Source organism: Ralstonia sp. Ralssp135 (genome assembly GCF_047304345.1).
Taxonomy (GTDB): Bacteria; Pseudomonadota; Gammaproteobacteria; order Burkholderiales; family Burkholderiaceae; genus Ralstonia; species Ralstonia chuxiongensis.
Window position 1 is genome coordinate 17396 of record NZ_JBGLYZ010000028.1, and the last position, 19505, is coordinate 36900.

A 19505-nucleotide genomic window follows, 5' to 3' on the forward strand; every position below is an offset into this window, starting at 1 on the left:
ATGAATGTGAAGACCGTCAAATGCCCCAGCTGCGGCAAGCCCGTGCCTTGGGTGCCTGAGAGCCGCTACCGCCCTTTCTGCTCCGAACGCTGCAAGCAGATCGACCTGGGTGCCTGGGCCGCCGAGCAGTACACCATCCCCGTGGTCGAAGAAGACGACCTGCCCGACGCACCTGACAACGATACGAGCGGCAAGCTCAACTAGTCGTCGCTTCCTCCCGCATCCATTCGAAGACGGGCAACGTTGCCGGCAGCACCGGATCAACGTTGATCGGCAGCGTCTGCCAGGCAAAATCCTGGCCTTCCAGCGCGCGCAATGTCCCATCCCACGCCGTTACCTTGCAGAAGTGCAGGCGCACGTACGCGTGCGGGTAGTCGTGCTCGATGGTGTGCCAGGGCACGCAGGTGCGTAGCGTGACGTCCAGCTCTTCCTTCAGCTCACGCGTGAGCGCAGCTTCGACCGATTCGCCCGCTTCAAGCTTGCCGCCAGGGAATTCCCAGTAGCCCGCATACGGCTTGCCCTCGGGGCGCTGCGCCAGCAAGAACTGGCCGTCCGGCTGCACCAGTACGCCAACGGCCACTTCGGTGATCTTGCGGCCGTCGGGCGTGTGCGTGGGTGGCACTTGCGTCAGATTGTCAGTCGACATGTCGCCGCCCATGCTTGCCGCCCCAGTCGCGGGCGAACTGCCATGCCACGCGGCCCGAACGCGAGCCACGCTCGAGCGCCCAGACCAGCGCGTCGCCACGTGCAGCGGCGATGTCCCCCTCGCTGCAGCCGAAATGCCGGAGCCAGTGGCCGACGATGGTCAGATATTCGTCCTGCTTGGGCGGATAGAACGACAGCCACAGCCCGAAACGCTCCGACAGCGATATCTTCTCTTCCACCACCTCGCCCGGATGGATTTCGCCATCCGATGTGTGCTGATAGGTCTCGTTGTCCTTCATGTATTCCGGCAGCAAATGGCGTCGGTTGGACGTCGCGTAGATCAGCACGTTGTCTGACTGCGTTGCCACCGAGCCGTCCAGCGCAGACTTCAGCGCCTTGTAGCCCGATTCGCCCTCTTCGAACGAAAGGTCATCGCAGAAGATCGCGAAGCGCTCCGAACGCGTCGACAGTTGCTCAACGATATCGCCCAGGTCTGCCAGATCATCCTTGTCGACTTCGACAAGGCGCAGCCCTTCCTTCACGAATTCGTTCAGACACGCCTTGATGAGCGATGACTTGCCGGTGCCACGTGCGCCCGTGAGCAGCACATTGTTGGCCGGCAACTTGCGCACGAACTGGCGCGTGTTAGCGACGATGGCGTCTTTCTGGCGCTCGATGTTGTGCAGATCGCTCAGGTGGATCGGCGGCAGTTGGCGGATCGGCGCGAGATAGCCAATGTTGCCGAACAGGCTCTGACGTTTGCGCCAGCGGAAGGCAACGGCCTCGTTCCAATCTGCCTCGGTCAGTTCGGGGGGAAGCCATTGCTCAAGCCGCCCAAGAAAGCGGTCGAGCCGTGCGGAAAGGTCGGACGACATGGCGGCGGACTCCGGATTACGAACGATAGTCCGCGTTGATCGAAACGTAGTCGTGCGAGAAGTCACACGTCCACACGGTGGCGGTGGCGTCGCCGCGGCCGAGCGCGATGCGCACGGTGATCTCCGCCTGCTTCATCACACGCTGGCCGTCTTCTTCACGGTATTCGGGGTTGCGGCCACCGTCACGCGCGACCCATACGTCGTCGAGCCACAGGTTGACGCCGTTCACGTCGAGATCCGTCACGCCGGCATAGCCGACGGCGGCCAGGATGCGGCCGAGGTTGGGGTCCGAAGCGTAGAACGCGGTCTTGACCAGCGGCGAGTGTGCAACCGCATAGGCGATCAGTCGGCACTCCTCAACGTTGCGGCCGCCCTCAACCTGGATAGCCATGAACTTGGTCGCACCCTCGCCGTCGCGCACGATCTTCTGCGCAAGCTCTTGTGCGAGGCCCGTCAGCGCATCGCGCAGCGCGGCGTAGTCGGGGTGCGATTCGGAATCGATGCGCGGTGTGCCGGCGCGACCCGTGGCGATGACGACGAACGAGTCGTTGGTCGACGTATCGCCGTCCACCGTCACGCTGTTGAACGAATGATCGGCGGCGTAGCGCACCAAACCTTGCAGGACGGCTTCGCCCACATTGGCATCGGTGGCGATGAAGCCCAGCATCGTCGCCATGTTCGGACGGATCATGCCCGCCCCCTTGCTGATGCCCGACATGCGCACGGTCTTGCCCGACAGCGTGCACGTGGCGGACGCTGCTTTGGGTACGGTGTCGGTGGTCATGATGGCCTCGGCGGCGGCCAGCCAGTTGTCAGGCTTAGCGTTGGCCTGGGCAGCCGGCAACCCTGCGACGATGCGGTCTACGGGCAGCGGCTCCAGAATCACGCCCGTGGAGAACGGCAGCACCTGCTCCGCCGACACGCCCAGCAGCTTGGCCACGGCATCGCAGGTCTGGCGTGCGTGCGCAAGGCCAGGTGCGCCCGTACCGGCATTCGCGTTGCCCGTATTCACGACGATCGCGCGCGCGCCCTTGCCGCTCGCCAGATGCTCGCGGCACACCTGCACAGGTGCCGCGCAGAAACGGTTCTGCGTGAATACACCGGCCACCGTCGAACCCTCGGCGATACGAACCAGCAGCACGTCCTTGCGATTGGCCTTGCGCACACCGGCCTCGGCCCAGCCGAGGTCCACACCGTCGATCGGCAACAGGGTGTCAGCGGCGGGCGCGACGAGATTCACAGCCATGGAGCACACCTTTCAAAATGAGGATGCCCGCATTGCGGGCATCGTGAATCAACAGAAAACAGGTCTAAACAGCGTCAGGCAAGTTTGCCGTGGCACTGCTTGTACTTCTTGCCCGAACCACATGGGCACGGATCGTTGCGGCCAACTTTCGGCACTTCGCCAGCCAGTGCGGCAGCAGCGGCAGATGCCGCCGAACGCGGTGCGGCCATGGCCGGCGTTGCGCCGTGAATCTCCGCATCGCCCGCGGCCACTTCGGCCAGTTCGCTGAATTCGTCGTGCTTGTACTGCAGGTTGCTCAGCGCAGAAAGATCTTCTTCGATCTGCTCGGATGCCTGCTCCAGCTCTTCCTGCGACTGGATGCGCACCGTGAAGACAATACGCGTGACTTCGTTGCGGATGGTATCGAGCAGGCGGCCGAACAGTTCGAACGACTCGCGCTTGTATTCCTGCTTCGGGTCCTTCTGCGCATAGCCGCGCAGGTGGATGCCCTGGCGCAGCATGTCGAGCGCAGCCAAGTGCTCACGCCAGTGCGTATCGAGGCTTTGCAGCATCACCGAACGCTCAAAGCCGGCGAAGGATTCGCGGCCAACCTGCGCCACCTTGCCTTCGTACACCGCTTCGGCGGCGTCCAGCACCATCTTCAGCAGATCTTCGTCTTCGATCGACTGCGCATCTTCCAGCGTCTTCACCAGCGGCTGATCGACGCCCCAGTCTTCACGCAGGGCCTTCTCCAGACCGGCGACATCCCACTGCTCTTCCATGGTCTCGGCCGGCACATAGGTGCGGAACAGCTCGATGAACACGGATTCGCGCAGGTTCTTGACCAGATCGCCCACGTCCTGCGCTTCGAGAATCTCGTTACGCAGTTTGTAGAGTTCCTTGCGCTGATCGTTGGAGACGTCGTCGTATTGCAGCAGTTGCTTGCGGATATCGAAGTTGCGGCCTTCGACCTTGCGCTGCGCCGATTCGATCGAGCGCGTGACGATGCCGGCTTCGATCGGCTCGCCCTCGGGCATCTTCAGGCGGTCCATGATCGCGCGCACGCGATCGCCCGCGAAGATGCGCAGCAGTTGGTCATCCAGCGACAGATAAAAACGCGACGAACCCGGATCGCCCTGACGGCCGGCACGGCCACGCAGCTGGTTGTCGATCCGGCGCGATTCATGGCGCTCGGTGCCAACGATGTGCAGACCACCCGCAGCCTTCACCTGCTCGTGCAGCGATTGCCATTCGTCCTGCAACGTCTTCACGCGCGAGGCCTTCTCAGCGTCGGAGAGCGACTCGTCGGCCATCACAAAGCCGGATTGCTTCTCCACATTGCCGCCCAGCACGATGTCGGTACCGCGGCCGGCCATATTGGTGGCAATGGTGATCATCTTCGGACGACCGGCCTGCGCGATGATCTCGGCTTCACGTTCGTGCTGCTTCGCGTTGAGCACCTGGTGCGGCAGCTTCGCCTGGTCCAGCAGATTCGACAGCAGCTCGGAGTTTTCGATGGACGTCGTGCCCACCAGCACCGGCTGGCCACGCTCGTAGCAATCGCGAATATCGCGAATGACAGCGTCGTAGCGCTCCTTCGAAGTCTTGTAGATCTGATCCTGCAAGTCCTTGCGCTGCGGCGTGCGGTTGGTCGGGATCACCACGGTTTCCAGGCCGTAGATCTCCTGGAATTCATACGCTTCCGTGTCCGCCGTGCCGGTCATGCCCGACAGCTTGTTGTACATGCGGAAGTAGTTCTGGAACGTGATGGTCGCCAGCGTCTGGTTTTCCTGCTGGATCTGCACACCTTCCTTGGCTTCTACGGCTTGGTGCAGACCGTCGGACCAACGGCGGCCCGACATCAGGCGGCCGGTGAATTCATCGACGATCACCACTTCACCGTTCTGCACCACGTAGTGCTGATCGCGGAAGAACAGGCTGTGCGCACGCAGGGCGGCGTACAGGTGGTGCATCAGCGTGATGTTCTGCGGCGCGTAGAGCGATTCGCCCTCGCCGATCAAGCCGGCTTGCAGCATGATCTGCTCGGCTTTCTCGTGCCCCGATTCGGTCAGGTAGACCTGGTGCGATTTTTCGTCGACGTAGTAATCGCCCGGCTTCTCGACGCCCGTGCCATCCGACTTCTCTTCGCCGATCTGGCGCGTAAGCTGCGCCGGGATGCCGTTCATGCGGCGGTACAGGTCGGTGTGATCTTCGGCCTGACCGGAAATGATCAGCGGGGTGCGCGCTTCGTCGATCAGGATCGAGTCGACTTCATCGACGATCGCGTAGTTCAGCGGACGCTGCACGCGCTGGCCGGCGTCGTACACCATGTTGTCGCGCAGGTAGTCGAAACCGAACTCGTTGTTGGTGCCGTAGGTGATGTCAGACGCGTAGGCGGCCTGCTTCTGGTCGTGGTCCATGGTGGTCAAGTTGACCCCCACCGACAGGCCCAGCCAGTTGTACAGGCGGCCCATCCACTCGGCGTCGCGCTGGGCAAGGTAATCGTTGACCGTCACCACGTGCACGCCCTGACCCGAAATGGCGTTCAGATACACAGCCAGCGTTGCGGTCAGCGTCTTGCCTTCACCCGTGCGCATTTCGGCGATCTTGCCGTCGTGCAGGACCATGCCGCCGACAAGCTGCACGTCGAAGTGCCGCATCTTCATCACGCGCTTGCTGGCCTCGCGGCACACGGCGAACGCTTCGGGCAACAGCGCGTCCAGCGTCTCGCCCTTGGCAAAGCGTTGGCGGAATTCTTCAGTCTTGGCCTGCAGCTCGGCATCGGAGAGCGCTTCGAACTTGGGCTCGAGCGCATTGATCTGCGCCACCTTGCGGCGGTACTGTTTGATCAGCCGTTCATTACGGCTGCCGAAAATCTTCTTGAGAAGGCCCGTGATCATCGATGGCTAGGGCTGGTGAGCCACCCGGAAAACGCGTCGGAGAGACCGCGAAACATAGGCAGCACAACGGCCCAGAAAGGGTTGGCGCAAAGGCGGGAGTTTAGCATGTGCAAAACACCCGCTTGATGGCAGCAGAACCGCCGGATGTGGCAGGAACGCCGCACTTTAGGGCCGCACGAACGTCGTCCGGGCGGCTACACACTCACGCTGAACTGGGGACGGGCGCCCCGATTGCAACCCGCGCTAGATCAATGGCCGGCTGCCGCCATGCTCCTTCCGATATCGGCCGCCGCAATCTTCGGCGCCTGGGCCTTATTGGCTGCCATCTTGGGCTGGCCGGCGTTCTCCAGGAAGGCCACCGGATTCTGCGGGACGTCGTTGACGTGCACCTCGAAGTGCAGATGTGGGCCGGTGGCGCGGCCGGTGCGGCCGATTAACGCGATGCGCTCGCCCGCCTTCACGATGTCGCCAACCTTCACAAACACCTTGGACGCATGCGCATAGCGCGTCTTCAGGCCGTTGCCATGGTCGATGTCGATCATGTTGCCGTATTCGTGGTGGAATTCACTGGCCACCACCACACCACCGGCAGCCGCCACGATGGGCGTGCCAACCGGACCGACAAAGTCGACACCGTCGTGCTGCGTGCGCCGGCCCGTGAACGGATCGATTCGCGTGCCAAAGCCCGAAGAATCGTAGCCCGTGGCCACCGGGCGTACGGTGGGCATCATCTTGGCGTGGATCTGCCGATCCATCAGGGTGCTCTCGAGCACGCTGAGATAATCGTTGCGTTGGTCTGCCGAGCGCGTCAGGCGATTCAGCTCAGACTGAATTTCCGGCATCGACATCGGCCGCGAGAATGCACCCTCCGGGCCGCCCCGGCTCGGTTGCGATTTGAAATCGAACTCGCGGGGCTGCACACCCGCCAGGCCCGACACACGGGCGCCCAGCGCGTCAAGGCGCGCGATCTGCGCCTGCATTTCGCCAATGCGCGCGGCCATCAGGTTGAGGTTTTCGCGGGTGACACGCTGGTCTGCGCCGGCAACCGCGGAAGCGGCCGCCCCCGGCAGCAGGCCTTGCTTGGCCGCCAGCCATGTACCGCCGACGGACAGGGTTGCCACGGCCAGCAGCGCCGCGCCGATAGCCACGAAGACGCCGCGTCGCGACAGGTGCGTCGCTCCGGCCTTGCGTGGGTGAATCAGGATGATCTGCATCGCTCGTTTTCCGGACAAAAAAGCCGCCCACCGGCACGAAAGCGCGATGAAGCGCCCTACAATGCCGGCATGCGAATCTTTGTTCATCCCGCTCTCAAGACGCCTGTGGCAAAACCCGTCCAGGACTGGCTCTCGGGTGCCGGTTCGATCGGCCCGCTGATGCAGGCGGCCAGGCAATTGGCGTCGTTGGAAGCGGAGGTGTTGTCGCTGTTACCGCCCGGCTTGGGCGGCGGCGTGGCAATCGGTGGCATCAAGAACGATGCGCGCGATAGCCGGGAAGCGACTCTAGTGTTGCTCGCCGCACATAGTGCAGCTGCGGCGCGCTTACGGCAGGTGGTACCCACCTTGCTGGAGCGTCTGCAGCGCCGGGGATCGCAGATTACCGCAATTCGTGTACGGGTACAACCGCAAGGCGGGAGCGACAGTTTATGGCCACAAGAGACCGAAAAGCCGCCTAAACGCGCCAAGATGACAGCAGTTGGTGTCAACAGTCTGGCGGCGCTCGCCAACGAACTGCCCGATTCCCCGCTGCGCCAAGCGTTGGCGGAAATGATTGCCCGGCACGTTCCACCTGTCGCCGGACCTAAATAAAAAGCGCCCCGCGGGGCGCTTTTTTCATGCAGACGACCGCGTCAGCCGGTCAAGAAAACGCAGGTTGCAACTGGGGCAGGAATGCGCGCGGGGCCTCTTCCGCCTTCTCGAACGTCACGATCTCATAGGCCGTTTCGTCCGCCAGCAGCGCGCGCAGCAGCGCGTTGTTCAGGCCGTGGCCTGACTTGTGCGCCGTGTACGCGGCAATCAGCGGATGGCCGACCACGTACAGATCGCCGATCGCGTCGAGGATCTTGTGACGGACGAACTCATCGCCGTAGCGCAGTTCGTCGTTGTTCAGCATGCGGTGCTCGTCGAGCACGATGGCGTTGTCGAGGCTGCCGCCGCGTGCCAAGCCGACCTCGCGCAGCATTTCAACTTCATGCGCGAAACCGAACGTACGGGCGCGGGCGATTTCGCGCGTGTAGCTGGTGTCAGCAAAGTCGATTTCGAACGTCTGGCCGGTCTTGTCGACCGCCGGGTGGCGGAATTCGATCGTGAACGAAAGCTTGAAGCCGAAGTATGGGTCGAGGCGGGCAAGCTTGTCGCCCTCGCGGATTTCCACCGGCTTGATCACGCGGATGAACTGCTTGGCCGCGCCCTGCTCTTCGATGCCCGCCGATTGCAGCAGAAATACGAACGAGGCCGCGCTGCCATCCATGATGGGGATTTCTTCGGCGTCGACGTCGACATAGAGATTGTCGATGCCAAGGCCCGCGCAAGCCGACATCAAATGTTCGACAGTCGACACGCGGGCGCCGTCCTTCTGCAGCACGGACGCCAGGCGGGTGTCGCCGATGGCGCTGGCGGTGGCGGGAATCTCGACGGCCGGGTCGAGGTCAACGCGCGTGAAGACGATGCCAGTGCCTGCGGCTGCCGGGCGCAACGTCAACGTCACCTTACGGCCCGAGTGCAACCCGATGCCGACGGTCTTGACGAGGGACTTGATGGTGCGTTGTTTCAACATGGCCGCCCTCAACTCACGAAATTTCTACGATTGTTTTTATCTATGCGGTCTGCATAGGTGATAACCCTAATCATACCATTTTCACGTCCCTGCCTTCAAAACGACTTTTGTATCGGGATGTTAGGGGTGCTCACACTCTGCTCAACCTTAGTGCACGCAGATTCGGCGCCACAGTCTCGTCGGCTTTGAGGCGGGGCGGGATAGCGGGCGGTACTCCGCCATTTGGGGGAGCCGCTGGCGTGGCGTCAGAGTATCGCCAGGATCGATTCGGCGCTGCTGACGGCGAACTGCCCGGGCGCTTCCACCTGTAGCGCTGTTACCACACCGTCCTTCACGACCATCGCGTAGCGCTGCGAGCGTACGCCCATGCCGCGCTTGGAGAGGTCCTGGTCAAGGCCGAGCTTGCTGGTGAACTCTGCGCTGCCGTCACCCAGCATGCGGATTTTGTCGTCGGTGCCTTGCGCGCGAGCCCAGGCGCCCATCACGAAGGCATCGTTGACGGACACACACCAGATCTCGTCGACACCCTTGGCGCGCAGCGCGTCGAAGTGGGCGAGGTAGCCGGGCACATGCCGCGCCGAGCAGGTCGGCGTGAACGCACCGGGCAGCCCAAAGATGACGATCGTCTTGCCCTCGGCCAGATGCTGGACGGAAAAAGCATTGGGGCCGAGCGCGCAGCCATCCTTTTCCACTTCAAAGAACTCGTAGAGCGTTGCGTCGGGAAGCGGTTGACCAGGCTGGATCATGATCGTCAGGGAGCGTGCGCGGATATCGCGATCATAGAACTTGCCGCGCGACCGCGCAGCCGGTTCGTAAAACGAGACCGCCCGCGTTAACGAATCCCGGGGGCGGTCTTGGGAGACAACACCATCAGGCCGCTTGGGTCGGAACGCACCGCGCGCGGCACAACGAACGGATACACCCGCCGGGCGGGGTGAACCCTTCCGGGGAGGCGGCCAGAGGCCAACCTGCCCGGCGGCAACGACTGTGTCCGGTTCGTCGAGCGCTGTCGACTCGCGAGCGGCGGGCCATCACACCACGGCGATCACGGGAGGGGAGCCGTGAATCGCGCGCGGCGTGTGGTGCCGCAGGCAGTCGGACGTGCGCGAGCGCTATCGAACCAACGCAGGCCCGATCAGTCCGCCTGCTTGCGCAGGAATGCCGGAATGTCGTACGTGTCGACGCCCTTCTCTTGGAGTGCTGCCACGTGAGCCGATGCCGACTCACGCGAGCTGCGCCACACGGCGGGGGTATCGAAATTGCTGTAGTCCGGCGCAGCTGCCACCGAGTGACCGGCGCTACCGCCGAAAGCCACCGGCTGGTTGTCGGTACCGGTCTTCAGCAGCGTCATCGTCTGTTGCTGTTGTTGCTTGTTGCGAGCAGCGCGGCCCAGGCCCGTGGCAACCACCGTCACGCGCAGTGCGTCGCCCATGGCGTCGTCGTAGACCGTACCGAAAATGACAGTGGCATCTTCCGCGGCATAGCTGCGGATGGTGTTCATCACTTCCTTGGTCTCGGACAGCTTCAGCGAGCGGCTGGCCGTGATGTTGACCAGCACGCCACGCGCGCCCGACAGGTCCACGCCTTCCAGCAGCGGGCTTGCCACGGCTTGCTCAGCGGCCAGACGTGCACGGTCGACGCCGGACACGGTGGCCGTGCCCATCATCGCCTTGCCTTGTTCGCCCATCACGGTCTTCACGTCTTCGAAGTCGACGTTCACCAGACCATCGACGTTGATGATTTCCGCAATGCCGGCAACCGCGTTGTGCAGCACGTCGTCGGCGCACTGGAAGCACTTGTCCATCTCGGCATCATCGCCCATGACTTCGAAGAGCTTTTCGTTGAGCACGACGATCAGCGAATCGACGTTGCCTTCGAGGTCGTTCGCGCCATGCTCGCCAACCTTCGAGCGGCGTGCACCTTCGAATTCGAACGGCTTGGACACCACGCCCACGGTCAGGATGCCCATTTCCTTGGCGACCTGTGCAACCACCGGTGCTGCACCGGTGCCCGTACCGCCGCCCATGCCGGCAGTGATGAAGACCATGTGCGCGCCGCGCAGTGCGTCGGCGATCTGCTCACGGGCCTCCTCTGCGCAGTGCTTGCCCACTTCGGGCTTGGCGCCAGCGCCAAGGCCCGTGCTGCCGAGCTGCAGCACGCGCGATGCGGTCGAGCGCTTGAGCGCCTGCGCATCGGTGTTCATGCAGATGAATTCCACGCCTTGCACGCCGCGGTTGATCATGTGCTGCACGGCATTACCGCCCGCGCCGCCGACACCGACCACCTTGATGATGGTGCCGTCCTGCATTTCCGTTTCAATCATGTCGAAGTCCATCATTGCCTCCAGAAGTGATCAGTCCCAGACGATGCAGCCTCCCCGCCGCAACTCCTGGTTCCTGAACAAAAAACATCAAAACAAGAAACTCAACTTGCTCCCCCCAGGGAGCACATCGTCAACACCCAGCACACACGTGCTTAGAAGTTGCCGATGAACCATTCCTTCATGCGCGTCCAGATCTGCTTGGCCGATCCGGACTGCACCACGACCTTGCGCCCGCGCACGCGCTGCACGCGACCTTCCTGCAGCAAGCCCATCACCGTGGCGTAACGCGGGCTCTTCACCACCTCGTGCAGGTTGCCGCGGTACTCAGGCACGCCCACGCGCACGGGCTTCAAGAACATGTCTTCACCCAGTTCGACCATGCCCGGCATCATTGCGGTACCGCCGGTGAGGACCACGCCGCTGGAGAGCAGTTCCTCATAGCCGGATTCGCGCACCACCTGATGCACGAGCGAGAACAGCTCCTCCACGCGCGGCTCGATCACGGCGGCCAGCGCCTGGCGCGAGAGCGTGCGCGGGCCGCGGTCACCGACGCCCGGCACATCGATCATCTCGTCCGGGTCGGCCAGCACTTGCTTGGCGATGCCGTACTGAATCTTGATGTCTTCAGCATCCGGCGTTGGCGTGCGCAGAGCCATGGCGATGTCGTTGGTGATCTGGTCACCGGCGATGGGGATCACGGCCGTGTGGCGGATCGCGCCTTCGCTGAAGATGGCGATGTCGGTCGTGCCGCTGCCGATGTCGACCAGCACCACGCCGAGTTCCTTTTCGTCTTCGGTCAGCACCGCCAGGCTCGATGCCAGCGGCTGCAGAATCAGGTCGTGCACTTCCAGCCCGCAGCGGCGCACGCACTTGACGATGTTCTGCGCCGCGCTCACGGCCCCCGTCACGATGTGCACCTTCACCTCAAGCCGGATGCCGCTCATGCCGATCGGCTCGCGCACGTCTTCCTGGCCATCGATGATGAATTCCTGCGTGAGGATATGCAGAATCTGCTGATCGGTCGGGATGTTGACGGCCTTGGCGGTCTCGATCACGCGCGCGACGTCGGTGGAGGTGACCTCCTTGTCCTTGATCGCCACCATGCCGCTGGAGTTGAAGCTGCGGATGTGGCTGCCCGCGATGCCGGTGAAGACCTCGCTGATCTTGCAGTCGGCCATCAGCTCCGCTTCTTCGAGCGCTTTCTGGATCGACTGGACGGTCGCCTCGATGTTGACGACCACGCCCTTTTTCAGCCCCTTCGATTCGGTCTGGCCCATGCCGATGACCTCGTAGGCGCCGTCAGGACGCAGCTCGGCCACCACCGCCACCACCTTGGAGGTGCCGATGTCCAGCCCGACCAGAAGATCCTTGTATTCCTTGCTCATCGCGTTTTCTCTGTGCTTCGCGTTGCTTTGTTGTTGGCCGCCGGCTTACCCCCCAGCGTGGCTTTCGGCTTTGCAGCACTGCTGGTGCCATTCGCGGTGCCAGGCAGCTTGCCCCCCTTGGCCAGCACCGCGGCCTGCGCATCGGTCAGGAAGCGCACACCCGCCGCCCGAACTGCGAATCCGTTGGGATACCGCAGATCGGCGTATTCGATCTGACCGCCCCAGCGCTTCGTCACCTCGGGCCACGCACGCACAAAGCGGCGGGCACGCGCGGCCAGCGCTGTGCGGTCATCGTCATTCAATTCGCGGCCCAGCTCGATGACCGTGCCGTTGGACAACCGCGCGCGCCAAGCGTAGCGGTCGGTAAGCGTCACGCTCAGCGGCTCGACATTCATCGGCTTGAACCACTCGGTCATGGTCTCCAGCTTGTCGACCACGTCCTGCTCGGTTCCTTCGGGGCCAGCCAGCGCAACCAGGTCGGTGTCGTCTTCCGCTTCGGCCAGGTTGGCCACGAAGACTTCGCCATACGTATTGACCAGCTTGCCGGACTCATTACCGCCCCAGGTGCCCAGGGCTTCGTGTTCCTGCACTTCCACCAGCAGCCCGTTGGGCCACACGCGGCGCACGCTCGCACGTCGCACCCACGGCACGGATTCGAACGCGGCACGCGCATCGTCCAGATTCAGCGAGAAGAAATTGCCGCGCAGCTTGGTCAGCGCGTTGGCGCGCAGACTGGGCACATTCACGTGGCGCAACTCGCTGCCGGGCATCGGCATCACCCGCACCTGCTGCAGCTGGAACATCGGTCGCTGCATCAGCCAGACCGTCCCAACGCCCAACGCGCCAAGCGCGAGCAGCGCATAGAGCGCACTCGCGACGGCGTTGAGGAGACGGGTGTTGTGCCACATAACGTTGTGTTGTCCGGTTTCGCTGACGTTGCGTTGATTACTCAGGTTTCCAATCGGTGCTCGCGTGCAGCTCCAGCGATGCACTCGCCGCCAGTTGCAACACGAAATCTTCATAGCTGATGCCGGCAGCGCGTGCGCCCATCGGCACCAGCGAATGACCAGTCATGCCCGGCGACGTGTTCATCTCCAGCAGGAACGGCGCGTTGTCAGACTTGCGCAGCATGATGTCGGCGCGGCCCCAGCCACGGCAGCCCAGCCCGCGATACGCCTGCACCACCAGCGCCTGCACGCGGGCGGCCACGTCGGCGGGAATCGGTGCCGGGCATTCGTAGCGCGTGTCGTCGGTGAAGTACTTGTTCTGGTAGTCGTAGTTGGCCTGCGGCGCGACGATGCGGATGAGCGGCAATGCCGTGGCGCTCTCGCCCTCGCCGATGATCGGGCAGGTCAGCTCGTCGCCTTCGATGAACTGCTCGGCCATCACGTCGCGGTCCAGGCGCGCAGCCTTTTCGTAGGCGGCGGGCAGCTCGGCGGCGCTCGTGACCTTGGTCAGACCAATCGACGAACCTTCGCGCGCCGGCTTGACGATCAGCGGCAGGCCAAGACGGTCGGCCACGGCTTGCCAGTCGGCACCGGCATGCAACATCACGAAGTCGGGCGTGGGCAGGCCGTGGGTCTGCCATTGGCGCTTGGTAGCTTCCTTGTCCATTGCCAGCGCAGACGCGAGTACGCCGCTGCCGGTGTACGGAATGCCGAATTGCTCCAGCAGGCCCTGGATCGTGCCGTCTTCACCAAAGCGGCCGTGCAGCGAGATCACCACGCGGTCGAACCCTTGCTTGGCCAGATCAGCCACGGCCTGCAGGCCCGGGTCGAACGGGTGCGCATCGACGCCGCGCGCGCGCAGCGCAGCCAACACGCCGTTGCCGGACATCAGCGAGATTTCGCGCTCGGCGGAACGGCCGCCCATGAGCACGCCCACCTTGCCGAGGGACTTCGGATCGATCGTCGGATTTGGAACAAACGGTCCGGTCGTCATGCTGCGGCGCCTCCGTTCAGATCCACGACATTTGCCGTGCGCGCCTCCGCCTGCAACGCAACCACTTGACCGGGCACCTGCCCGATCGATCCCGCACCCATGGTGATCACCACGTCGCCGTCCTGCGCAGCATCCAGAATCGCTTGCGGCATGTCTTCGATCTGCTCCACGAATACCGGCTCGATCTTGTTGGCCACGCGCAGCGCTCGCGTGAGCGCACGGCCGTCAGCAGCGACGATGGGCGGTTCACCGGCGGCGTACACCTCCGCCAGCAGCAGCGCATCTACGGTGCCGAGCACCTTCACAAAATCTTCGAAGCAATCGCGCGTGCGGGTAAAGCGGTGCGGCTGGAACGACAGCACGAGCCGGCGACCGGGGAACGCACCGCGCGCTGCGGCCAGCGTGGCGGCCATCTCGACGGGGTGGTGGCCGTAGTCGTCGATGAGCGTGAAGCGGCCCTTGCCGTCAGCGGTCGGCACTTCGCCGTAGCGCTGGAAGCGACGGCCCACGCCGTTGAACTCGGCCAGCGCCTTGACGATGGCCTCGTCCGGCACTTCCAGTTCGGTGGCGATGGCAATGGCGGCCAGCGCGTTCTGCACGTTGTGCATGCCCGGCAGGTTGAGCGTGATCGACAGCGGCGGCTCGGCATGACCGTTGAGCTGGCGGATCACGGTGAATTCCATGCGGCCATCGACGGCGCGCGCATTGACGGCGCGCACTTGCGCATCTTCGGCAAAGCCGTAGCGCACGATAGGCTTGGAGACGAACGGCAGAATTTCGCGCACGTTCGGGTCGTCCACGCACAGCACGGCAATGCCGTAGAACGGCAGCCGCTGCGTGAACTCGATGAAGGCCTGCTTCAGGCGCGCGAAGTCGTGCCCGTAGGTGTCCATGTGATCGGCATCGATATTGGTGATGACCTCGATCACGGGGAACAGGTTGAGGAACGACGCGTCGGATTCGTCTGCCTCGGCGACGATGAAATCGCCTGTGCCGAGCCGCGCGTTTGCTCCGGCCGAGTTCAGGCGACCGCCGATCACGAAGGTCGGGTCCAGGCCGCCTTCGGCCAGCACAGACGCGACCAAGCTGGTGGTCGTCGTCTTGCCGTGCGTGCCGGCAATGGCGATGCCCTGCTTCAGGCGCATCAGCTCGGCCAGCATCACCGCACGCGGCACGATGGGGATGCGCTTGGCGCGCGCGGCCAGCACTTCCGGGTTGTCGCCGCGCACTGCGGTGGAGACCACCACGGCATTGGCGCCGATTACGTGCTCCGGCGCATGGCCCTGCATGATCGTCGCGCCGAGCGTTGCCAGGCGCTGCGTGGTTGCGCTGCTGCCCAGATCCGAGCCTGTGACGCGGTAGCCGAGGTTCAGCAGCACCTCGGCGATGCCGCTCATGCCGGCGCCGCCGATGCCTACAAAATGGATGTTCTTGACGATGTGCTTCATATCGATTCGATTCCCTATGCCCGTGCCACCGCTACACACACGTCGGCGACACGCTCGGCCGCTTCGGGCCGAGCCTGCTCACGTGCTTTAGCCGCCATATCGGCCAATTGCGCACGCGTCAGGGACGCGAGTGTATCTGCCAGCGATGCCGGACCCAGTTCCTGCTGCGACACCAACAGCGCCGCCCCGCGCTCGGAGAGGAAGCGCGCGTTGGTGGTCTGGTGATCGTCCACGGCATGCGGGAACGGCACGAACAGCGCCGCGACACCCGCCGCGGCCACTTCTGAAACAGTCATTGCGCCCGCACGGCAGATCACGAGATCGGCGTGCGCATACGCAGCTGCCATGTCGTCGATGAAGGGCACCGGCTGCGCCTGGGCATCGTCAATGCCGGCGGCGGCATAGTTGGCGCGCAGCGTGTCGATCTGCTTGGCGCCTGCCTGGTGGATGACGATCGGGCGCGTGTGGGCCGGCAGCAACGCCAGCGCCTTGGGCACCACATCGTTGAGCGCCGCCGCGCCCAGGCTGCCGCCCACGACCAGCACGCGCAGCGGGCCGGTTCGCTCGGCGTAGCGCGCTTGCGGCGAAGCCAGCATGGTCAGATCGGCGCGGATCGGGTTGCCAACCCACTCGGCGCCGGACAGCGCATTCGGAAACGCACAGAGCACGCGATCGGCCACGCGCGCGAGCACGCGGTTGGCCAGACCTGCGATGGAATTCTGTTCGTGCAGTACCAGCGGGCGCCCCAACAGCACGCTCATCATGCCGCCCGGGAACGTGATATAGCCGCCCATGCCCAGCACCACGTTCGGACGCACGCGACGCACCACACCGAGGCTCTGCCAGAACGCGCGCAACAGGTTGAGCGGCAGCAGAAACTTGGTGACGAGGCCCTTGCCGCGCAGGCCACCAAACTGCACCGACTCCAGCGGAAAGCCGTGCTTGGGTACGAGTTGGCCTTCCATGCCATTGGCGTTACCAAGCCACACCACCCTCCAGCCGCGCCCGGCCAGCAGCTTGGCCACCGACAGCGCGGGGAAGATGTGACCGCCCGTACCGCCGGCCATGACGAGGAGCGTGCGCGGCGTCAGATCGGCCGAAACGCGTGCCGTCATACCTTGCCCCCACGCATCAGCACGCGGTTTTCATAGTCGATGCGCAGCAACAGCGCGAGCGCCACGCAGTTCATCAAGATGCCCGAGCCACCGTAGCTGACCATCGGCAGCGTCAGACCCTTGGTCGGCAGCAGGCCGAGGTTCACACCCATGTTGATGAAGGCCTGCCAGCCGAGCCAGATACCCAGGCCCTTCGCGACCAGGCCGGCGAACGTGCGGTCTAGCTGCAGCGCGGTACGGCCGATCTCGAACGAGCGACGCACCATCCAGTAGAACAGCAGGATCACGATCAGCACGCCGACAAAGCCCAGCTCCTCGCCGATCACGGCCAGGATGAAGTCGGTATGCGCCTCGGGCAGGTAGTGCAGCTTCTCGATGCTTCCGCCCAGGCCAACGCCGGTCCACTCGCCACGGCCGAAGGCGATGAGCGAGTGCGTGAGCTGGTACGCCTTGCCTTGTGCGTATTCCTCTTGCCACGGGTTGAGGTACGCGAAGATCCGCTCGCGCCGCCAGGGCGATGCCACGATCAGCAGCGAGAAGGTCGAAATTGCCGTCAGCACCAGTCCGCCGAACAGCTTGCCGTTCACGCCGCCCAGGAACAGGATGCCCATGGCCACAGCCGCGATCACCAGGAACGCGCCCATGTCCGGCTCCAACAGCAGCAGCGAGCCGACAAACGCCACGGCCACGCCCATCGGCAGGAAGCCCTTGCGCACGCTCTGCATCCAGTCCTGCTTGCGCACGGTGTAGTTGGCGGCGTACAGCACCACCGCCAGCTTCATCAGCTCGGACGGCTGGAAGTTCATAACGCCCAGCGGCAGCCAGCGCCGTGCACCATTCACGCCCTTGCCCACGTGAGGTACCAGCACGATCACCAGCAGCACCAGCGCGATGATGAAAAGCTTCGGTGCGTACTTGTCCCAGAACTTGACCGGAATCTGGAATGCGACGATTGCGCCGATGAGCCCGATCACCAGCGAGAAAATGTGGCGAATCAGGAAGTGCCCGTTGCTGTAGTTGGCGTACTTGGGCGAATCCGGCAACGCGATCGACGCCGAATACACCATCACCAGCCCCAGGCCGAGCAGCACGATCGCTACCCACATCAGCGGCTGGTCGTACTCCATCATCTTCGAGCGCGTGGGCTTGACGCCCGAAACCGCATCGCGCAGACCCTCCCACGCATTGCCGATGGTCGCGCCGATGAAGCCGCTGCGCTTGATCTGGGTGTCGCTCATAGGAGGACTCCTCGGTCTGCCGCCAATGCGGCCACGGCCTCGTGGAACACCTGGGCGCGGTGTTCGTAGTTGCGGAACATGTCAAAGCTGGCACATGCCGGCGACAACAGCACGGCATCGCCGGGTTGCGCGTGTGCGGCGGCTTCCTGCACGGCGGCTTCCAGCGTCGGGGCATCGACCAGCGTGACGCCCGTATTGGACAGCGCCTCGCGAATCAGCGGCGCATCGCGGCCGATGAGCACCACGGCACGCGCGTATTGCCCGACCGGCTCGGCGAGCGGCGAGAAGTCCTGTCCCTTGCCTTCACCGCCGGCGATCAGCACAACATGCTTGGACAAGCCTGAGAGTGCAGCCACCGTCGCGCCGACGTTGGTGCCCTTGCTATCGTCGAAGAATTCGATGTCGTCAAATGCGGCGATCAGCTCGACGCGGTGCGGCTCACCGGCGTAGTCGCGCAGGCCGTGCAGCAGCGCGCTCACCGGCAGGCCGATCGCGCGGCACAGTGCCAGCGCAGCCATCGCGTTGGTCGCGTTGTGCAAGCCCCGGATGCGCAGTGCGTCAGCGGGCATCAGGCGTTTGAGGCGCACAGCCACCGGCGCGGCCGGCACGTTGTCGCTTTTCTTGCGGCGCGTGGGCTTGGGCAGATCGTCCTCATCGGCTTCGGCCAATACGATCCAGGGCATGCCGCCATCGCGCAGCAGGCCGAGCGCATCGGGCGTGCCCGGCTCGTCGATGCCGAACGTGATATCGCCGCCCTTCTTGCTGGCGAATGCCATCACGCCGGCGTCCTGACGGTTCAGCACACGCACGGTGTTGGCGCCGAAGATCCGGCCCTTGGCCGCGGCATAGGCGTCCATCGTGCCGTGCCAGTCGAGGTGGTCCTGCGTGATGTTCAGGACGGTGGCGGCATCGGCGTCCAGTGTGTGCGTGGTTTCGAGTTGGAAGCTGGAAAGCTCGAGCACCCACACATCAGGCAGCGTGCCTGCGTCAACGCATTCGCCGAGCTTATCGAGCGCCGACGGGCTGATGTTGCCCGCCACGCCGACGGTCTTGCCGGCGCGCTCCACCAAGGCGCCCGTGAGCGCCGTGGTGGTTGTCTTGCCGTTGGTCCCGGTGATGGCCAGCACGCGCGGCGTGTAGCCTTGCGCGGCCTTGAGACCCGCCAACGCGCGCGCAAACAATTCGATCTCGCCCCACGCCGGCACGCTGCGCTCACTGGCGGCGTTCAGCAGCGCGGCGACGTTGGCATCCAGAGGCGACAGGCCGGGGCTGATCGCCACCAGCGTCACGCCGTTCAGCAGCGACACGGCGAAAGGGCCGCTCACGAACTCGGCGTCCGGCACGTGCGCACGCAGCGTCGGCAGGTTGGCCGGCGCCTCGCGCGTATCGGCCACACGCACTTGCGCGCCATGACGGGCACACCAGCGCGCCATTGCCAGGCCGGACTCACCAAGGCCGAGCACCAACACCACCGGCGCGTCGAACTCGCCGAACATGCGCGGCTCCTGCGCGGTTTCAGCGGCGGGCATCGGCTCGGCGGAATCGAGCGTCGCAACAACGGCGTCCACGGCCGCTTCCGGCTGCGTGGCATCCATGTCGTCCGGGCTGATCGATTCGGTCATGTCGGTCATATCCGTG

17 protein-coding genes are annotated in these 19505 nt (G+C 64.2%); 2 read left to right on the plus strand and 15 right to left on the minus strand.

Annotated features, from left to right (window positions below):
- A complete protein-coding gene (locus ACCD03_RS18160) occupies positions 1 to 204 on the plus strand; it encodes a DNA gyrase inhibitor YacG (protein ID WP_413412466.1) in 204 nt (67 codons plus the stop codon).
- Here ACCD03_RS18160 and ACCD03_RS18165 read toward each other — a convergent pair.
- From ACCD03_RS18165 to ACCD03_RS18185, 5 genes are all read right to left on the minus strand, one after another.
- The gene (locus tag ACCD03_RS18165) at positions 197 to 646 is read right to left on the minus strand and encodes an NUDIX domain-containing protein (protein WP_413412467.1); all 450 of its coding nucleotides are present in this window, start codon (positions 644 to 646) and stop codon (positions 197 to 199) included. The two genes, ACCD03_RS18160 and ACCD03_RS18165, sit on opposite strands and share 8 nt — an antisense overlap.
- Positions 636 to 1520 (minus strand): ATP-binding protein, encoded by an 885-nt coding sequence (locus ACCD03_RS18170; RefSeq protein ID WP_413412468.1) that lies wholly within the window; start codon positions 1518 to 1520, stop codon positions 636 to 638. The genes ACCD03_RS18165 and ACCD03_RS18170 overlap by 11 nt, the downstream gene beginning before the upstream one ends.
- 16 nt (positions 1521 to 1536) lie before the next feature.
- Positions 1537 to 2766 carry a bifunctional glutamate N-acetyltransferase/amino-acid acetyltransferase ArgJ gene (gene argJ, locus ACCD03_RS18175; protein ID WP_413412469.1) on the minus strand — a complete coding sequence of 410 codons (1230 nt, stop codon included), beginning with the start codon at positions 2764 to 2766 and terminating at the stop codon, positions 1537 to 1539.
- A 74-nt stretch (positions 2767 to 2840) separates the two neighbouring features.
- On the minus strand, positions 2841 to 5645 hold the full coding sequence (gene secA / locus ACCD03_RS18180) for a preprotein translocase subunit SecA (protein ID WP_316671669.1): 2805 nt from the start codon (positions 5643 to 5645) through the stop codon (positions 2841 to 2843).
- A gap of 248 nt (positions 5646 to 5893) precedes the next feature.
- The gene (locus tag ACCD03_RS18185) at positions 5894 to 6859 is read right to left on the minus strand and encodes a M23 family metallopeptidase (protein ID WP_413412470.1); all 966 of its coding nucleotides are present in this window, start codon (positions 6857 to 6859) and stop codon (positions 5894 to 5896) included.
- 69 nt (positions 6860 to 6928) lie between these two features.
- Here ACCD03_RS18185 and ACCD03_RS18190 point away from each other — a divergent pair, with 69 nt between their 5' ends.
- Positions 6929 to 7450, plus strand: a complete 522-nt coding sequence (locus ACCD03_RS18190) for a DciA family protein (RefSeq protein ID WP_413412482.1) — start codon at positions 6929 to 6931, stop codon at positions 7448 to 7450.
- A 49-nt stretch (positions 7451 to 7499) separates the two neighbouring features.
- Here the strand turns inward: ACCD03_RS18190 and lpxC are convergent, their stop codons facing one another.
- The 10 genes from lpxC to murD all read right to left on the minus strand — a co-directional run bounded on the left by lpxC (position 7500) and on the right by murD (position 19363).
- Positions 7500 to 8417 carry a UDP-3-O-acyl-N-acetylglucosamine deacetylase gene (gene lpxC / locus ACCD03_RS18195; RefSeq protein WP_045204767.1) on the minus strand — a complete coding sequence of 306 codons (918 nt, stop codon included), beginning with the start codon at positions 8415 to 8417 and terminating at the stop codon, positions 7500 to 7502.
- Between the two features lie 245 nt (positions 8418 to 8662).
- Positions 8663 to 9163: a peroxiredoxin gene (locus ACCD03_RS18200; RefSeq protein ID WP_253542978.1), complete on the minus strand. Its 501-nt coding sequence runs from the start codon at positions 9161 to 9163 to the stop codon at positions 8663 to 8665.
- Between the two features lie 389 nt (positions 9164 to 9552).
- Positions 9553 to 10752, minus strand: coding sequence for a cell division protein FtsZ (gene ftsZ / locus ACCD03_RS18205; RefSeq protein ID WP_024979177.1), 1200 nt, complete (start codon positions 10750 to 10752; stop codon positions 9553 to 9555).
- Between the two features lie 140 nt (positions 10753 to 10892).
- Complete coding sequence (ftsA, locus tag ACCD03_RS18210) at positions 10893 to 12125, minus strand: cell division protein FtsA (RefSeq protein ID WP_024979178.1); 1233 nt, start codon at positions 12123 to 12125, stop codon at positions 10893 to 10895.
- Complete coding sequence (locus ACCD03_RS18215) at positions 12122 to 13033, minus strand: cell division protein FtsQ/DivIB (protein WP_253542976.1); 912 nt, start codon at positions 13031 to 13033, stop codon at positions 12122 to 12124. Before ACCD03_RS18215 ends, ftsA begins: the two co-directional genes overlap by 4 nt.
- Before the next feature lie 37 nt (positions 13034 to 13070).
- Positions 13071 to 14066 carry a D-alanine--D-alanine ligase gene (locus ACCD03_RS18220; protein WP_045204764.1) on the minus strand — a complete coding sequence of 332 codons (996 nt, stop codon included), beginning with the start codon at positions 14064 to 14066 and terminating at the stop codon, positions 13071 to 13073.
- Entirely contained in the window at positions 14063 to 15514 is a 1452-nt protein-coding gene (murC, locus tag ACCD03_RS18225; protein ID WP_413412471.1) for a UDP-N-acetylmuramate--L-alanine ligase, read from the minus strand. Before murC ends, ACCD03_RS18220 begins: the two co-directional genes overlap by 4 nt.
- 14 nt (positions 15515 to 15528) lie before the next feature.
- On the minus strand, positions 15529 to 16629 hold the full coding sequence (murG, locus tag ACCD03_RS18230; RefSeq protein ID WP_325649660.1) for an undecaprenyldiphospho-muramoylpentapeptide beta-N-acetylglucosaminyltransferase: 1101 nt from the start codon (positions 16627 to 16629) through the stop codon (positions 15529 to 15531).
- Positions 16626 to 17867, minus strand: a complete 1242-nt coding sequence (gene ftsW / locus ACCD03_RS18235; protein WP_232041084.1) for a putative lipid II flippase FtsW — start codon at positions 17865 to 17867, stop codon at positions 16626 to 16628. Before ftsW ends, murG begins: the two co-directional genes overlap by 4 nt.
- Entirely contained in the window at positions 17864 to 19363 is a 1500-nt protein-coding gene (murD, locus tag ACCD03_RS18240; protein WP_325649685.1) for a UDP-N-acetylmuramoyl-L-alanine--D-glutamate ligase, read from the minus strand. Before murD ends, ftsW begins: the two co-directional genes overlap by 4 nt.
- Between the last annotated feature and the right edge of the window lie 142 nt (positions 19364 to 19505).

Excerpts from the sequence above, each read along its gene's own strand:
- murD (WP_325649685.1), bottom strand. The coding sequence starts at position 19,363 with ATGTTCGGCGAGTTCGACGCGCCGGTGGTGTTGGTGCTCGGCCTTGGT.
- ftsW (WP_232041084.1), bottom strand. The coding sequence starts at position 17,867 with ATGAGCGACACCCAGATCAAGCGCAGCGGCTTCATCGGCGCGACCATC.
- ACCD03_RS18170 (WP_413412468.1), bottom strand. The coding sequence starts at position 1,520 with ATGTCGTCCGACCTTTCCGCACGGCTCGACCGCTTTCTTGGGCGGCTT.
- ACCD03_RS18215 (WP_253542976.1), bottom strand. The coding sequence starts at position 13,033 with ATGTGGCACAACACCCGTCTCCTCAACGCCGTCGCGAGTGCGCTCTAT.
- ACCD03_RS18160 (WP_413412466.1), top strand. The coding sequence starts at position 1 with ATGAATGTGAAGACCGTCAAATGCCCCAGCTGCGGCAAGCCCGTGCCT.
- murC (WP_413412471.1), bottom strand. The coding sequence starts at position 15,514 with ATGAAGCACATCGTCAAGAACATCCATTTTGTAGGCATCGGCGGCGCC.
- ACCD03_RS18190 (WP_413412482.1), top strand. The coding sequence starts at position 6,929 with ATGCGAATCTTTGTTCATCCCGCTCTCAAGACGCCTGTGGCAAAACCC.
- secA (WP_316671669.1), bottom strand. The coding sequence starts at position 5,645 with ATGATCACGGGCCTTCTCAAGAAGATTTTCGGCAGCCGTAATGAACGG.
- ACCD03_RS18165 (WP_413412467.1), bottom strand. The coding sequence starts at position 646 with ATGTCGACTGACAATCTGACGCAAGTGCCACCCACGCACACGCCCGAC.
- argJ (WP_413412469.1), bottom strand. The coding sequence starts at position 2,766 with ATGGCTGTGAATCTCGTCGCGCCCGCCGCTGACACCCTGTTGCCGATC.
- ftsZ (WP_024979177.1), bottom strand. The coding sequence starts at position 10,752 with ATGGACTTCGACATGATTGAAACGGAAATGCAGGACGGCACCATCATC.
- ftsA (WP_024979178.1), bottom strand. The coding sequence starts at position 12,125 with ATGAGCAAGGAATACAAGGATCTTCTGGTCGGGCTGGACATCGGCACC.
- lpxC (WP_045204767.1), bottom strand. The coding sequence starts at position 8,417 with ATGTTGAAACAACGCACCATCAAGTCCCTCGTCAAGACCGTCGGCATC.
- ACCD03_RS18200 (WP_253542978.1), bottom strand. The coding sequence starts at position 9,163 with ATGATCCAGCCTGGTCAACCGCTTCCCGACGCAACGCTCTACGAGTTC.
- murG (WP_325649660.1), bottom strand. The coding sequence starts at position 16,629 with ATGACGGCACGCGTTTCGGCCGATCTGACGCCGCGCACGCTCCTCGTC.
- ACCD03_RS18220 (WP_045204764.1), bottom strand. The coding sequence starts at position 14,066 with ATGACGACCGGACCGTTTGTTCCAAATCCGACGATCGATCCGAAGTCC.
- ACCD03_RS18185 (WP_413412470.1), bottom strand. The coding sequence starts at position 6,859 with ATGCAGATCATCCTGATTCACCCACGCAAGGCCGGAGCGACGCACCTG.